The 15,530-nt window shown below is 66.6% G+C and carries 13 protein-coding genes; 1 reads left to right on the forward strand and 12 read right to left on the reverse strand.

Annotated elements, in window-relative coordinates:
- Positions 1-31: 31 nt before the first annotated feature.
- The 5 genes from LGM56_RS08640 to LGM56_RS08660 all read right to left on the reverse strand — a co-directional run bounded on the left by LGM56_RS08640 (position 32) and on the right by LGM56_RS08660 (position 6,813).
- Positions 32-2,257, reverse strand: coding sequence for a polysaccharide biosynthesis tyrosine autokinase (locus tag LGM56_RS08640; protein WP_089497435.1), 2,226 nt, complete (start codon positions 2,255-2,257; stop codon positions 32-34).
- Between the two features lie 50 nt (positions 2,258-2,307).
- Positions 2,308-3,486 carry a polysaccharide biosynthesis/export family protein gene (locus LGM56_RS08645; protein WP_069251045.1) on the reverse strand — a complete coding sequence of 393 codons (1,179 nt, stop codon included), beginning with the start codon at positions 3,484-3,486 and terminating at the stop codon, positions 2,308-2,310.
- Positions 3,480-3,923, reverse strand: a complete 444-nt coding sequence (locus LGM56_RS08650; protein ID WP_089428042.1) for a low molecular weight protein-tyrosine-phosphatase — start codon at positions 3,921-3,923, stop codon at positions 3,480-3,482. Before LGM56_RS08650 ends, LGM56_RS08645 begins: the two co-directional genes overlap by 7 nt.
- A 30-nt stretch (positions 3,924-3,953) precedes the next feature.
- A complete protein-coding gene (locus LGM56_RS08655) occupies positions 3,954-5,366 on the reverse strand; it encodes a UDP-glucose dehydrogenase family protein (protein ID WP_226204147.1) in 1,413 nt (470 codons plus the stop codon).
- A gap of 73 nt (positions 5,367-5,439) precedes the next feature.
- A complete protein-coding gene (locus LGM56_RS08660) occupies positions 5,440-6,813 on the reverse strand; it encodes an undecaprenyl-phosphate glucose phosphotransferase (protein WP_089498168.1) in 1,374 nt (457 codons plus the stop codon).
- 428 nt (positions 6,814-7,241) lie between these two features.
- Between LGM56_RS08660 and LGM56_RS08665 the strand changes: the two genes are divergently transcribed.
- Entirely contained in the window at positions 7,242-8,768 is a 1,527-nt protein-coding gene (locus LGM56_RS08665; protein ID WP_089497437.1) for a mannose-1-phosphate guanylyltransferase/mannose-6-phosphate isomerase, read from the forward strand.
- A gap of 123 nt (positions 8,769-8,891) precedes the next feature.
- Here the strand turns inward: LGM56_RS08665 and LGM56_RS08670 are convergent, their stop codons facing one another.
- From LGM56_RS08670 to LGM56_RS08700, 7 genes are all read right to left on the reverse strand, one after another.
- Positions 8,892-9,833: a transposase gene (locus LGM56_RS08670; RefSeq protein ID WP_089497438.1), complete on the reverse strand. Its 942-nt coding sequence runs from the start codon at positions 9,831-9,833 to the stop codon at positions 8,892-8,894.
- A gap of 734 nt (positions 9,834-10,567) precedes the next feature.
- Positions 10,568-11,149: a DUF3501 family protein gene (locus tag LGM56_RS08675; protein ID WP_226204149.1), complete on the reverse strand. Its 582-nt coding sequence runs from the start codon at positions 11,147-11,149 to the stop codon at positions 10,568-10,570.
- Between the two features lie 31 nt (positions 11,150-11,180).
- A complete protein-coding gene (locus tag LGM56_RS08680) occupies positions 11,181-12,518 on the reverse strand; it encodes a heterodisulfide reductase-related iron-sulfur binding cluster (RefSeq protein WP_226204153.1) in 1,338 nt (445 codons plus the stop codon).
- A gap of 123 nt (positions 12,519-12,641) precedes the next feature.
- The gene (locus LGM56_RS08685; RefSeq protein ID WP_089428047.1) at positions 12,642-13,064 is read right to left on the reverse strand and encodes a rubrerythrin family protein; all 423 of its coding nucleotides are present in this window, start codon (positions 13,062-13,064) and stop codon (positions 12,642-12,644) included.
- Between the two features lie 294 nt (positions 13,065-13,358).
- Positions 13,359-14,627, reverse strand: coding sequence for an RNA polymerase sigma factor (locus LGM56_RS08690; RefSeq protein ID WP_226204155.1), 1,269 nt, complete (start codon positions 14,625-14,627; stop codon positions 13,359-13,361).
- The gene (locus tag LGM56_RS08695; protein WP_089428049.1) at positions 14,624-15,040 is read right to left on the reverse strand and encodes a VOC family protein; all 417 of its coding nucleotides are present in this window, start codon (positions 15,038-15,040) and stop codon (positions 14,624-14,626) included. Before LGM56_RS08695 ends, LGM56_RS08690 begins: the two co-directional genes overlap by 4 nt.
- A 42-nt stretch (positions 15,041-15,082) precedes the next feature.
- A complete protein-coding gene (locus tag LGM56_RS08700; protein ID WP_089497442.1) occupies positions 15,083-15,502 on the reverse strand; it encodes a YciI family protein in 420 nt (139 codons plus the stop codon).
- Between the last annotated feature and the right edge of the window lie 28 nt (positions 15,503-15,530).

Raw genomic sequence — 15,530 nt, forward strand, 5'->3', positions numbered from 1 at the left:
GCGCTGCCCGCCCGGTTACGTGCGATGCGGATCAGGCGCTCAGGTATTCATGCACGGCCGCATAGCCGCGGCCGTAGCCGCGCGCCTTCGGCGGCACGCCGTTGAAGATCCCGCCTTCCAGGTCGACGCCCGCGGTGCGCAGGCGCTTGATCGCGTCGGCGATCTCGCCTTCGGTATGCATGCCCGAGCGCAGCACGAGGAACGTCGAGCCGGCCATGCGGCCGATGATGGTCGCGTCGGTCACCGCCAGCACCGGCGGCGAGTCGATCAGCACGACGTCGTAGCGCTTGCCGAGCCCTTCGAGGTATTGCGGCAGGCGCGTCGACATCAGCAGCTCCGACGGGTTCGGCGGGCGCGTGCCGGCCGAGATGAACGACAGGCCCTGCACCGGCGTCTCGCGCACGGCGTCCTCGAGCGCCGACTGGTCGCTCAGCAGCTCGGACAGGCCCGGCTGCGACGTGAGGCCGAAGTAGCGGTCGAGCAGGCCGCGACGCATGTCGGCGTCGATCAGCAGCACGCGCTTGCCCGAATGGGCGAGGAGCACCGCGAGGTTGACCGTCAGGAAGCTCTTGCCGATGCCCGGCGTCGGGCCCGTCAGCACGATCACGCGGTTCTTCGCATCCATCATCGCGAACTGCATCGCGGTGCGCAGGCTGCGCAGGCTCTCGACGCTGAGATCCTTCGGACGCAGGCTCGCGAGGATCGGCCGGGTACGGCTGCCGCTCTTCTCGGCCTGCGCGTCGAGCTTCACCTGCTCGGCGCTTTGCGGCACCAGCCCGTACAGCGGCAGGTTGAACGCGCGCTCGATGCGGTCGGGATCCTCGATACCCTGGAACATGTTGCGGCGCAGGAACACGACGCCCGTGCCGAGGATCAGCCCGAGGAACACGGCAGCCGACAGGATCAGCACCTTCTTCGGCTTGACCGGATCGCCCGGACGCAGCGCCGAATCGACGAGGTGGATGTTGCCGCCCGTGCCGGCCTTCTGCACCGACAGCTCCTGCACGCGGTTCAGCAGCAGCACGTAGATGTCCTCGGCCACCTTCGCGTCGCGCTGCAGCTGGACGGCCTTCACTTCGGTGGCCGGCAGGCTGCGGAAGCGGTTGCTGAACTTGTCCTTCTCGCCCTGCAGCTCCGCGAGCTGCTGCTTCGCGGCGATCACCATCGGGTGCGAATCGGTGAAGCGCTGCGCGAGCGACGCGAGCTGCAGGCGCTGCGCGGCGATCTGCTGCTCGTACTGCACGCTGCCCTCGAGGTAGACCTTCGCCTCGTCGCTCGCGTTGATCGAGCCCGACGTGCGCTGGTATTGCGTCAGCGCGGCTTCCGCGCGTTCGAGGTCGGCCTTCAGGCGCGGCTCCTCGCCCTTCAGGAAGTCGAGCATCTTGGTCGCTTCGGCCTGCTTCGCGACCACGTGCTGGTTCAGGTACGACTGCGCGAGCGCATTCGCGATCGCGGCGGTCTGGTCCGGGTCCTTGCCTTCGAGCGAGATCTGCACGACGCCCGTCTGCTTGCCCTGCTCGGTCACCTGGATGCCGGTCTGGAAGCCGCTGATCGCGTCGAGATCGTTGTAGCGGACCACGGTGAACTGCGTGCCGGGGCGCGCGACGAGCTTCGACACGAGCAGCGTCACGCCGCCGCCCTGCGCCGATTCGCCGACATGGCCCGACAGCAGCCGCATGCCGTTCGGGTCGACGATCGAATAGGTGCCGTTCGGGCCGGCCGTCAGCGTCAGCTTCTTGCCTTCGAGCGCGGGCACGACGTTGATCGAATCGACGTCGGCCACTTCACCGCCCCATGCGTACGACTTCAGGCCGAGCCACGGCTTCGCCGGCTCGCCCGGCGTCGCGATGCGCGCGGCGAGGCTGCCGATCACCGGCAGCGTCTTCGGCACGATCGAGAAGTTCAGCTTGAACTGCTCGACCACCGGCGCGACCACGCCGCGGCTCTTGATGATCTCGATTTCCGCGTCGGTCGGCGCCTGCTGCGGGCCGCTGTTGATCATCGCGCCCGTCTGCGTCTGCGTGAGCGCCTGCGACGTGTTGTCGTTGCCCTCGACCCGCACGTGCACGTCGGCCTGGTAGACCGGCTTCGCGATGTAGCAGTAGAGGCCGGCGAGCGCGACGACCGTGACCGCGATGCCGAGCAGCAGCCAGATGTCGTCCATGATCACCTGGAGCAACTGGCCGAGGACGACGTCCTCTTCCTCGGTTTTCGCGGACAGATCCGCGTAGGAGTGTTTCGCTTGCGTGTTCACCATTCGTTCCCGCTTGAGTGGTGCCGGGGGGCAGGCGCCGCCCCGGCGGGCTATCAGCGCGTGATTTGCCGCATGTAGAAGATCGTCTGGATCGTCGGCAGCACCTGCTGCAGCACACGGTTGAACTGCACCGAGCTGGCCGTGCTGACGTAGACGACGTCGAGCGGTTGAAGCGGGAAGCGGCTCGACAGCATCAGCGCATCCGGCTGCGTCATGTCGAGGCGGAACACTTCAGGCTTCGTCGGGTTGTCGCGCATCCCGCGCATCACGTAGATCTTGCGCGGGTTCGCGTCGGTGTCGAGGATGCCGCCGCCCGCGGTCAGCGCATCGGCGATGGTCAACTTGCCCTTGAGCATCGGCACCGTGACCGGCGTCTTGACCTCGCCCATGATGAACACGCGGCTGTCGCTGCGGTCCGGCACGTTGACGATGTCGCCCGGCTGCAGCATCACGTTCTGCTTCACCTCGCCGCGATCGAGCACGCCGTTCGCGTCGAGCGTGTAGAGCTTGCCGTCGCGCGTCAGGCGCACGCGCTGCAGGTCGGCCTCGTTGGTCGAGCCGCCCGAGCGCGAGATCGCGTCGACGAGCGTCAGCGGCACGTCGCTCACCGCGAGCGGGCCCGGCTGCTTCACCTCGCCCGTCACCTGCACCTTCTGGCTGCGGAACGACAGCACGCGCACGTCGAGCTGCGGATTCTTCACGTAGCGCGACAGCGTGGTGGCCATCTGCTCGCGGATCTGCGCAACCGTCTTGCCGGCCACCTTGATGCGGCCGACGAACGGGAAGAAGATCGTGCCGTCCGAGGCCACCGTCTGGCCGTACGGATCGGCCTGGCCCGGCAGCGCGGTCGTATACGGCTGCTGCAATGCACCCGCGACCGACTGCGTCGTGTTGCCGCCGCTCGAGAACGACTGGCCCTGCGGCGTCGTCAGCTCGGGGTGGTCCCACACGGTGACGCCGAGGATGTCCTGCGGGCCGACGCGGTACACGTACTCCGACGGATCGGTATAACGTCCGGGCGGCAGCGGATGGTCCACCTGCGCTTTCTGCAGCTGGTCCATCACCACTTTGGCGTCGATGTAATGAACCGGATAGGTTTCGGCCGCTTGCTGCCGGCCTTCGTCCTTCAGGTTCGACGAGTCGAGGTAGTTGCCGGGCGCGGTTGCACAGGCTGACAGGAAAGTCGTCAGCGCGACGGCAAGCGCCACCGGGCGCATCGGGCGTTTCAGCATAGTTTCTGTAGCCATCCTTGAACCAGACGTTCGATCAGTGAGTAGCTCTCGCGGTAATCGGCCTCGGGGCCGCCGTGCGGGTCGGCAATCTCGGCCCCTTCCCACTTGCCGAGCAGGTGGACCTTGCCGCGCGCGAACGGATCGACCGATTCGACGGCCTTGATCTGTCCGCGCTCGCTGACGAGAATCAGGTCGGCGTCGCGCACGATCCGGCGCGACAGCCGCCGCGAGCGGTGGGTCGTCGCATCGACGCCCCGCTCGGCGAGCAGCTGACGCATCACCGGATCGATGCCGTCGCCGTCGTTCGCATGCACGCCCGCCGAGTGGAACGTCGGGCGCGGGCCGCCGCGCGACGCGGCGTGCGACTTGAACAGCAGTTCCGCTGCCGGGCTGCGGCAGACGTTCGCGTGGCAGACGATCAGGATGTTCCGGAACATGGCGTCTCGTAACGAGTGACGGGAAACGGGTTACGCGCTCGCGGGCGCGGTGCCCGGCACACGGGCGGCGACGGCCTGGCGCGAGCCCGGCCGGCCGATCGGGTGGTATTCGATGCCCTGCTCGCTCATCGTCTCCGGCTCGTACAGGTTGCGGCCGTCGAAGATCACCGGCGCTTTCCACAGGCGGCCGAGCGCGACGAAGTCGGGGCTCTTGAAGATCTTCCATTCGGTGACGATCACGAGCGCGTCGGCATCGCGCGCGGCCTGCGCCTCGTCGTCGACGAAGGAGAGGCGCTCGAGCCAGCTCGGGTGATCGGCGAGATCGAGCGCGATCACGCGACGCGCTTCCTCCTGCGCGACCGGGTCGTACGCGGCGATGCGCGCCCCGCGCGACAGCAGCTCGGCGATCAGCTCGCGGCTCGGCGCTTCGCGCATGTCGTCGGTGTTCGGCTTGAACGCGAGGCCCCAGAGGGCGAACGTGCGGCCGCTCAGGTCCTCGCCGAAGCGCGCGACGATCTTCTCGGCGAGCACGCGCTTTTGCGTGGCGTTGACCGACGACACCGCCTTCAGGATCTGCAGTGCCTGCCCGTGCTCGTCGGCGGTGCGGATCAGCGCCTCGACGTCCTTCGGGAAGCACGAGCCGCCGTAGCCGCAGCCGGCGTACAGGAAGTGATAGCCGATGCGCGGATCGGAGCCGATCCCGCGGCGCACGGCCTCGATGTCCGCGCCGAAGCGGTCGGCGAGGTTCGCCAGCTCGTTCATGAACGAGATGCGGGTCGCGAGCATCGCGTTCGCCGCGTATTTCGTGAACTCGGCCGAGCGCACGTCCATGTACAGCGTGCGCTCGTGGTTGCGGTTGAACGGCGCGTAGAGCTTCTTCATCAGCTCGCGGGCGCGCTCGCCCGGCACGTCGTCGTCGCAACCGATCACGATGCGGTCAGGCCGCGTGAAATCGTCCACCGCCGCGCCTTCCTTCAGGAATTCCGGATTCGACACGACCGAGAACATCTGGTCGCCGCCGCGCTTCGCGAGTTCTTCCGCCACCGCCGCGCGCACGCGCTCGGCCGTGCCGACCGGCACCGTCGACTTGTCGACGATCACCTTGAAGCCGGTCATGTAGCGGCCGATGTTGCGTGCGGCCGCAAGTACATATTGCAGGTCGGCCGACCCGTCTTCGTCGGGCGGCGTGCCGACCGCGATGAACTGCACGTCGCCGTGCGCGACCGCGGCCTCGATATCGGTCGAAAAGCGCAGGCGGCCGGCCGAGCGGTTGCGCGCGATCACTTCCTTGAGGCCCGGCTCGTGGATCGGCACGCCGCCGTTGTTCAGGATGTCGATCTTTGCCTGGTCGACGTCGAGACAGAACACGTCGTGCCCGATGTCGGCCAGACATGCGCCGGTGACCAGCCCTACGTAACCGCTGCCGATGATAGTCAGATTCATGATGTGTCGGACCTCTTGACCAATGATTCGAAATTCGTAAAACCGGAATGCCTGCGCGGCGCGATCTCGGTGCTCAGTACGCGTTGCTGCCGGTGAAGCCTTTCCAGAGCGTCAGCACGACGATCTTGATGTCGAGCCAGAACGACCAGTTCTGCATGTAGTACAGATCGAGCTTCACGCGTCCCATCATCTTCTCGATCTGGTCGGTCTCGCCGCGAAAGCCGTTGATCTGCGCCCACCCGGTGATGCCCGGCTTGATCCGGTAGCGGAACATGTAGCCCTTGACCAGATCCTTGTAGATGTCGTCGTGCGCGAGCGCATGCGGGCGCGGGCCGACGACCGACATCTCGCCCTTCAGCACGTTGATGAACTGCGGCAGCTCGTCGAGGCTCGTGCGGCGCAGGAACCGGCCGACCGGCGTCACGCGCGAATCGTTCTTCTTCGCCTGCGTGACCTGCCCCGCCACTTCCTGGTGCACCTTCATCGAGCGGAACTTGTAGATCTCGAACTCGTGCCCGTCGATGCCCTTGCGCTTCTGGCGAAAGAACACCGGCCCGCGCGACGTCAGCTTGATCAGGCACGCGATCAGCAGCATCACCGGCGCGAGGCCCGTGAGCGCCACCAGCGCGAACGCCCGGTCGAACACGAACTTCGGCAGGATCCGCACGTCGGTGATCGGCGACGCCGCGAGGTTGATCGCCGGCACGCCGAGCACCTCGACCACTTCCTGGTTGAAGAACGACAGCGTGCGCACGTCCGGGATGAAGCGGATATTCACGAAGTCGTGGCGGAACACCGTCACGATCTGGTGAATCCGGCGCTCCTCCGTGATCGGCAGCGTGAGCCACAGCTCGCTGATCGCGCGGCTGCGCACCAGCCACACCAGCGATTCGAACTGCCGCTCGATGCGCACGTCGTCGAGCGCGACTTCGCCCGGCGCTTCGTTTTCGTCGTACACGCACACCGGGTTGAAGCCGGCTTCCGGCCGCGCCCGCATCTGGGCGATCAGCCGCCGCGCCGCCGGCGTCCCGCCGACGATCGCGACCGCCTTCAGGTTGTAGCCGCCGCGGCGCAGTTGCCGCAGCACGACGTGCACGCAGGCCTTCGAGCCGGCGAGCAGCGCCATCGTCACGAGCGCCCAGTACCCTAACCACAGCCGCGACAGGTCGCCCGACTGGTGAAAGCTGAAGCTCAACAGGATGCCCGCGAGCTCGACCACCAGCCACGCGAACGCGACCCGCCCCACCAGCCCGACGAGACGCTTGCCGCGCCACGACTGGTAGATGCCGAACGCGGGAAAGCACACGACGACGAGCAGGCAATCGAACAGCATCATCGTGCGCTGCAGGTCGTTGAGCCAGATGCCGCCACCGTGCAGCGCGGCGGCGATCAGCGCCCCCGTCACGACCATCGCGATATCGATGACTCTCGCCAGCACGCTCAACATGTCTGCTTCCTCTTTGAACAGGCGTTTGCCGAACAGCTCCTTGTGCGACCCGTGCCGCACATTCGATTCAAACGTTGCATGACGCTATTGAAGCGGTAAGAAATTGTCGCCTCAAGCGTACAAGTATTTCGAAAAATAATCGGAAATTCTTGCCGAGATGTTTTTGAATTAATTCGGCACGTTTTCCCGAAATTCCCGGGAATCGGGAATTTTTCAGAAGCTTTACGATTTCCGCTCACCCTTTGCGGACGGTCAATACCAGCCGATTCACCGATTTATTTCTTATTTTTTTATTTGCATCGGATGCCGGCGCGGAAAATTCTTCCCGATGAATGCGTGGCGAATATCCGGCAATGGATCCGGTTTTATTGTCGATTTACTTCATGCTACAACGACAGGCATTGACTTCAACCGTGGAGAGTGTCCTCATGAATGCTCCGGCCGTGGCTGCCGAAACGCGCCATTCTTCTTCCACCGCGCCCGCCGCCGGCACGCGCGTCGCCGTGCAGCCGGTGATTCTCGCCGGTGGGTCCGGCACGCGCCTGTGGCCGATGTCGCGCGAACGTTTTCCGAAACAGCTGATCGGCCTGCTCGGCGAACATTCGCTGCTGCAGTCGACCGCGCTGCGCCTCGACGGCCTGGCGGCCGACCATCCGCTGAACGACGACGTGCTGATCGTATGCGGCGAGGATCACCGCTTCACCACCGCCGAACAGCTGCGCCTGACCGGCAAATCCGCGTCGATCATGCTCGAGCCGATCGGCCGCGACACCGCGCCCGCGCTGACGCTCGCCGCGTTTCGGCTGGTCGCCGGCGGCAACGATGCGGTGATGACCGTGATGCCGGCCGACCATGCGGTCGCCGACCTGCCGCGCTTCCATGCGGCCGTCGCGGCCGGCGTGCACTGCGCGATGCAAGGCAAGATCGCGACGATGGGCATCGTGCCGCAGCACGCGGAAACCGGCTACGGCTACATCCGTGTCGGCGCGGCGCTCGGCGACGCCGCCACGGGCTCACTCGACGTGCGCCGCCTCGACCGCTTCGTCGAGAAACCGCATCTCGAACTCGCTCAGCAGTACGTCGCATCGGGCGAATACTGGTGGAACAGCGGCATCTTCATCGTTCGCGCGTCGGTCTGGCTGAAAGCGATCCGCCAGCTCGAACCGGCGATCTACGCGGCCTGCGAACAGGCCGTCGCCCAGGGCAAGGCCGATGGCGATTTCTTCCGCATCGATCGCGAAGCGTTCGCCGCGTCGCCGTCGAACTCGATCGACTACGCGGTGATGGAGCCGCTCGCGAGCCTGCCGCAATTGTGCGAGAGCGTCGTCGTGCCGCTCGACGCGGGCTGGTCGGACGTCGGCTCGTGGGACGCGATCTGGCAGATCTCGCCGAAGGATGAGGCCGAGAACGTCGGCCGCGGCCACGTGCTGTTCGAAGGCGCGGAGTCGACGTTCGCACATTCGGAAAGCCGGCTCGTCGCCTGCGTCGGCACGCAGAACCTCGTCGTCGTCGAAACGCCGGACGCCGTGCTCGTCGCGGACAAGTCGCGCGTGCAGGACGTGAAGAAAATCGTCGGGCGCATCAAGGCGCAACGCGGCGCGGAAGCGACCGATCACCGCAAGGTGCATCGCCCGTGGGGCCACTACGACTCGGTCGACATGGGCGAGCGCTTCCAGGTGAAACGCATCGTCGTGAAGCCGGGCGCGCAACTGTCGCTGCAGATGCACCACCATCGCGCCGAACACTGGATCGTCGTCTGCGGCACCGCGCGCATCACGCGCGGCGATGAAACGTTCCTGCTGTCCGAAAACGAATCGACGTACATCCCGCTCGGCGTGTCGCACCGCCTGGAGAACCCGGGCAAGATGCCGCTCGAGTTGATCGAAGTGCAGTCGGGCGCGTATCTCGGCGAGGACGACATCGTCCGCTTCGACGATACCTACGGCCGGCAGTAACGCACGTGCATAGCGAGGCGCCGCTTCGACAGCGGCGCCTCGGGCAAGACAGGCATGGAACGACGGGACTTCCGCGCGGGCGTCGTGGCACACGACGGCCCGCGCGTTTCACCAGGTCGGCGATCAGCCGACGCGGTACACGTACTCGCGGCGCTCCGGCTGCACCGGATCGTTGCGGCTTTCGGACAGCGCGCCCGCATGGCGCTCGGCGATGAAGCGCTGGATGTCCGACTCGGCACGCGCGAGCGCGGACAAGCCGGCCAGCACCTCGCCTTGCGGCTCGCGCGCCGGTTCGTCGCTCGCGCCATGGCGATCGATCCACTGGCGTGCCCAGTCGAGCGCGAACTGCTCGGCTTCCTCGGCATCGGTGAAGCGCGGGCCGATCAGGCCCGAGCGTTCGACGCGCCGGTCGTCCTGCATAATCTCGGCCCACGCGCGATACATCAGGTTCTGCACCGGCTGCGCAATGCCGCAGATCGTATAGCCGCGATATCGGTCGACTTGCGGTTCGGCCGCGGCGAAGCTCGCCGACGACGCATGCGCATGGCGCAGCGTCGTCGACGACGCACCGGGCACCGCGAACGACACGGCCGACGGATCGACGACTTCGTCGACCGGCCGCGCGCTCATCGACGCGCCCTCGCCCTCCCAAACGTTTGCCTGAGCGACCGGCAATTGCCACGACTCGGGGTTCTGCCAGAACACGCCGCGCAAGCGATCGTTGTCGGGCACGGGCTCGGCACGGCGCGCGGGCACGACCGGCACCGGCGGCGGCGGGATATACGCGAACGTGCGCCCGCTGAACTGGGTCAGCACGTCGATCATCTGCAGCAGCGTGCCGGACGCAAGCCACTCCTCGTAGCGGCGACGGCACGTCGGCCCGGACGGATAACGACCGGGCAGCTTCGACCAGGCTTCACCGGTCGTCAGGATCCAGAGCACCGCGTTGGCAACGACGCGCGGTTCGGCTCGTGGACGCCCACGGCGGTTCAGCCGGATGGGTTCATCGGCGATCAGCGTTGAAAGACGAAACCACTCTTCATCGGTAAGCTCATCGAAGAACATAGTAGATCTCTCCACGCAGCCAGGCCGGGGCTGCGATTGGCGGCGCCGTCGCGACACATCGCGTCGCGGGGCGGCCAGGTTGCACATTATGGTTATCCGCTGTTGTGCATGCCGGTGCGGCACCGCACTTTCACGGTGCCGAGATTCCCGGCAATGACGCACAAATCACGGTCTCACTCCAATGTGGGAATTTTTGTGCACGAAGCATACCATCCCTAGGGTTTATCTCAATATGACAATGACTTAATGTTACGCACTGAAACAACCTGCCATGGGTGCGTAATGTATTTACGCTTGAATTTTTTTGCGGGATCTTTATGCCCGTCGCTGCAAAGGCCCGTCTGGCGGGGCTCTGCAGCGTATGAAGAATGCCTTTTGATGGGGATTTTCGGGCTGCCCCGACCCCGGCCGGCAACAATCCCGCGCATTGCTTCCCGATATCGGTAAATCAGGGAAAAAAGCGTAACAAGATATTCACGAATCGGTAAATCATTCAAATTCGGCCGATTTTAATTATCTCCGTGCACAATCTTTTTATTGTTTCTCTGCGAGTGATGAAAGCACGGTGACGTGCGATGCACATTTTTCGCCACGCGCAAACTCGTGACGTCTGTTACATCTTCGGGGCGGCGGGCGGGCGATCGCGCCGCATCGGGGCGCGGGGATTCCATTTCGGGTCGGAACGGAAAAAGGGAAACCGGTGGCAGGCCGTGCCGGACGTTGCAGCGGACGCGTCAGCGCAGATCGACGGCCAGCGACGCGGTCACGTCCGCGTCCACGCGCTGCGGCGGCATCGTGTACGCCGGGTGATCGCAACCGATCGACAGCGCCGCCCCGCCCTTGAGCGCCGCGCGCATCGGCGCGTCGAGCTCGAAGCGCACGAAGTGCACGGCCGACGTCTTCTCGGCGGTATCGCGGTCGAGATCCTCGTCGGCGATCGCGTAGACGCGCGCGTGCCCGTCGACCTGCAGGTACACGCGATCCTCGACCCCGATCAGCCGCGCGAGCGCCGCGCGCCGTTCGATCTCGTGCTCGTACTCGATCTGCATCGTCGCCTTCAGGTTCGTGCCGTCGGGCACGAGCGGCAGATACGCGTCCAGCTCCCCTTCGATGCCGGCCTGGTCGAAGATCTTCTCGATGTGCAGCATCTCCTGGATCTGGTAGCGGATCGTCGTCTCGTCCTCGAACAGGAAGCGCAGGTGGTTGCCGAGCGCCACCGCGCGGCGGCGCTTGTATGCGACCAGCCGCGCGTGTTCGGCCTTGCGGATCTTCGCGTACGCTTCGAGCGTCAGCAGGGAGTCGCGGGTCAACGTCATGGGAGGTCCTCGTGAGTCGGCCGGCGGCGGCTCAGATGCCGTACGCGCGGCGCAGCAGCGTAAGCGGATGCGCGAGCGGCGCGGACGGCAGCCCCTTCTCGTCGATCCCCTGCACGATGTGATGGCCGGCCAGCGCGCAGTCCGACGACACGACATCCGGCTGCGGCTCGGCCATCGCCTTGAACACGGGCCCGCCGATCCGCATCGCGTCCGCGTGAAATGCCTTCTTCACGCCGAACGTGCCCGCATGGCCCGAGCAGCGCTCGACGACGTTCACCCGCGTATCGGGCACGAGCGACAGCGCGTCGGCCGTCTTGCGGCCGATGTTCTGCACGCGCGCATGGCACGGCACGTGATACGACACGGTGCCGAGGCCGGTCTTGAAATCGGTCTTCAGCAGTCCGTCGCGATGCCGCGCGATCACGTATTCGAACGGATCCCAGAATGCGTCGGCCACCGCGCGCACCGCTTCGTCGCCGGGGAACATCAGCGGCAGCTCGCTCTTGTACATCAGCACGCAGCTCGGGATCGCACCGATCAGCGCATAGCCTTCGCGCGCGTAGCGTTCGAGCACGGGCAGGTTCACGTCCTTCTTCGCGGCCACGCCGGCGAGATTGCCCTGCTCGAGCAGCGGCATCCCGCAGCAGGCTTCGCGCGTGACGAGTTCGTACGGGATGTCGTTGTGCGCGAGGATCGCGAGCAGGTCGTGGCCGATGCCGGGCTCGTTGAAATTCACGTAGCAGGTTGCATAGATCGCGACCTTGCCGGGCGTGCGTTCGCCGTCGCGCACGGGCAAGCCGTCCGACGGCCTCGCCGTGCGCCGGAACTTGCGCGGCGCGAATTCCGGCAGCCACGCGTGACGATCGACGCCGAGCGTCGCCTCGAGCGCATGGCGCGCGGGCGGCGTGCGGTTCACCGCGTTCACCGCCTGCGTGACGATCGGAATGCCGGCGAAGTGGCCCAGCGCGTCGGTGTTCGACAGCACCTTGTCGCGCAGCGTCGCTTCGCCGCGCTTGTAGCGCGCGGCCTTGCCGCGCAGCATCAGGTGCGGAAAGTCGACGTTCCATGCATGCGGCGGCACGTACGGGCATTTCGTCATGTAGCAGAGGTCGCACAGGTAGCACTGGTCGACGACCTTGCCGAACGCGGCCTTCGGCACTTCCTCGAGATCGCCCATCGGCGTGTCGTCGACCAGATCGAAGAGCGTCGGAAACGCGCCGCACAACGACACGCAGCGCCGGCATCCGGCGCAGATGTCGAATACGCGCGTCATTTCCGCATCGATCGCGGCCTGGTCGTAGAACGCATCGGACTGCCAGTCGAGCGGATGCCGGGTCGGGGCTTCGAGACTGCCTTCCTTGTGGGGCATGGAGCGCTCCATCCAGCGTGGCGCGCATGCGCGCCAGCGCCGCCCGCGCGATGCGGGCAGCGATGAACGAACAGCCGGCCGCTTGCCGGTCGCACGGCCTGCCGTGCGGCCCGCGGCGGCCCGTCAGTCGACGAGACTGTCCAGCGCCTTCGTATAGCGGTTCGCGTGGCTGCGTTCAGCCTTCGCGAGCGTCTCGAACCAGTTCGCGATTTCGTCGAAGCCTTCCTCGCGCGCCGCCTTCGCCATGCCCGGATACATGTCGGTGTATTCGTGCGTTTCGCCGGCGATCGCCGATTCGAGATTCTGCCGCGACGAACCGAACGGCAAACCCGTTGCCGGATCGCCGACGGCCTCCAGGTATTCGAGATGGCCGTGCGCATGGCCGGTTTCGCCTTCGGCGGTCGAGCGGAACAGCGCGGCGACGTCGTTCTGGCCTTCGACGTCAGCCTTCGAAGCGAAATACAGATAACGCCGGTTCGCCTGCGATTCGCCCGCGAATGCGGCTTTCAGGTTCTCTTCGGTTTTGCTGCCCTTGAGTTGAGCCATTTGCGCCTCCGTTCGAGTCGGCGCGGCCGCGTGCGGAGCCGGGCCGATCAAGTATGTGGGGAACGATGCGCTTGCCGGGGCGCGCGCGTCGTGCTCTTCAATCTAGGCGCTCGCGTTCGCATCCCCCAATAGGCTTTTTCAATCCGGGCGATAGTGCTTGGGGGGCGGCGCGCTGGGGGATGTGATCGGGTGTTCGGGTGTTCGGGTGTTCGGGTGTTCGGGTGTTCGGGTGTTCGGGTGCTCTGTGCTCGGCGCTCGGTGCGCAGTGCTCGGCATTCGCGCGTGCCGCGTGCGTCACGCGTCCGTCGCGCGCCTGAGCAGCAACTCGCGCTCGCGCTCGTTGCGCGTCAGTTCCGCCGCGCGGCGGAATTCGGCCTTCGCCTCGTCGGCGCGGCCCAGCTTCGCCAGCAGGTCGCCGCGCACGCTCGGCAGCCAGTGATAGCGCGCGAGCGCGGGATCGTCGCGCAGCGCGTCGACGAGTTCGAGCGCCGCGGCAGGCCCGAACGCCATCCCGACGGCCACCGCACGATTCAGCTCGACGACGGGCGACGGCGCGACTTCGGCGAGCGCGTCATACAGCGCGACGATCTGCGCCCAGTCCGTATCCGACGCGTGCCGCGCACGCGCATGGCAGGCTGCCAGCGCGGCCTGCAGCGCATACGGCCCGCGTACGCCGCCGAGCTTCGTCGCGCGTTCGAGCGCCGCGAGGCCGCGCCGGATCAACAGCGGATCCCAGCGGCTGCGATCCTGGTCGAGCAACAGCACGGGCCGACCCTGCGCATCGGTGCGCGCATGCATGCGCGACGCCTGCAGCTCCATCAACGCGACGAGCCCGAGCACCTCGCTCTCGTCCGGCGCCAGCCCGGCCAGCACGCGGCCGAGCCGCAACGCCTCGTCGCACAGCGCCGGGCGCGTCCAGTCGTCGCCCGAGGTCGCCGCATGGCCTTCGTTGAACACGAGATAGATCACTTCGAGCACCGACGCGAGCCGCGCGGGCCGCGCGTCGGCCGCCGGCACCTCGAACGGCACGTGCGCCGCCGCGAGCGTGCGCTTGGCGCGCACGATCCGCTGCGCGATCGTCGGCTCGGGCGTCAGGAACGCGCGCGCGATCTCGCCCGTCGTCAGCCCGCCGAGCAGCCGCAGCGTGAGTGCCACGCGCGCATCGGTCGACAGCACCGGATGGCACGACGTGAAGATCAGCCGCAGGAGGTCGTCGCCGATGTCGTCGCCGCTCGCGTCGGCAAGCGCCTCCGCGATGTCGGGGACGACATGCGCTTCGAGCGCGTCCATCTCGTGGCCGAGCTGGTCGCGCTTCGCCGCGTGGAGCGACTCCTGCCGGACCCGATCGAGTGCGCGACGCTTCACGGCCGTCATCAGCCATGCGGCCGGATTGTCGGGCACGCCGTCGACGGGCCAGTGCTCGAGCGCCGCGACGAGCGTGTCCTGCGCCAGCTCCTCGGCCACGCCGACGTCGCGCACCACGCGCGCCGCGCGCGCGATGATCTTGGGCGCCTCGATCCGCCAGACCGCTTCGATCGCACGGTGAGTCGCCTCACGCGTCACGACGCCTGCCCCTCGGCGGACGCGTCCAGCGGCATGGCCATCAGCTCCCATGCATGGCCGTCCGGATCGTCGAACCCGTGGCCATACATGTTCGGGTACTCGCGCGGTGCCTGAGGCGCGGACCCGCCCGCCGCCAGCGCCTTCGCGACGATCGCGTCGACCTCGGCGCGGCTGTCGCACGACAGGCACGACAGGACCTGCACCTGCGTCGCCGGATCGATGATGGTTTTGCCGGTGAACGTCTGGAAGAACGGCCGCACAAGCAGCATCGCGAAGATCGTGTCGCTGATCTTGATGCAGGCGGCCTGGTCGTTGGTATAGGCCGGTACGACCTCGTAGCCGAGCGCCTGGTAGAACGCCTTCGAGCGCGGCAGGTCGGCCACCGGCAGGTTGATGAAGACCATCTTGTGCATGTCGGGTACTCCCGGTGAGGGTGGATTCAGGTGGGCAATCAATCAGGCGACGGTGCGGCCGACGTGGAGTTCGCGGAACCGCTCGACCGCATCGCTCGGCGTGAGGTCGTCGAGCTCGAACAGCGGCCGCACCTCGATCTCGCAATCCATCTCGGCGCCGAACGGCGCGGGGAACCGGCGCGTCCATTCGAGCGCTTCATCGCGCGAACGCACCTGGATCAGCGTATAGCCGGCAATCAGTTCCTTCGTTTCGGCGAACGGGCCGTCGACCACGGTGCCCTTGCCGCCCGTGTAGCGCACGCGCCAGCCACGCGCGCTCGGCCGCAGCCCGTTCGCGTCGAGCAGCACGCCGGCCCTGGCCAGTTCCTCGTGATAGACGGTCATGGCCTCGACCAGCCGGTTGTCCGGCAACGCGTCGGATTCGCTGACGGCGTTCGCCCGGATCATGATCATGAATCGCATCGTTCACTCCTTGTCGTCGGTGGAAGGC

Source organism: Burkholderia sp. AU38729 (genome assembly GCF_020419725.1).
In the GTDB taxonomy this organism is placed as follows: Bacteria; Pseudomonadota; Gammaproteobacteria; order Burkholderiales; family Burkholderiaceae; genus Burkholderia.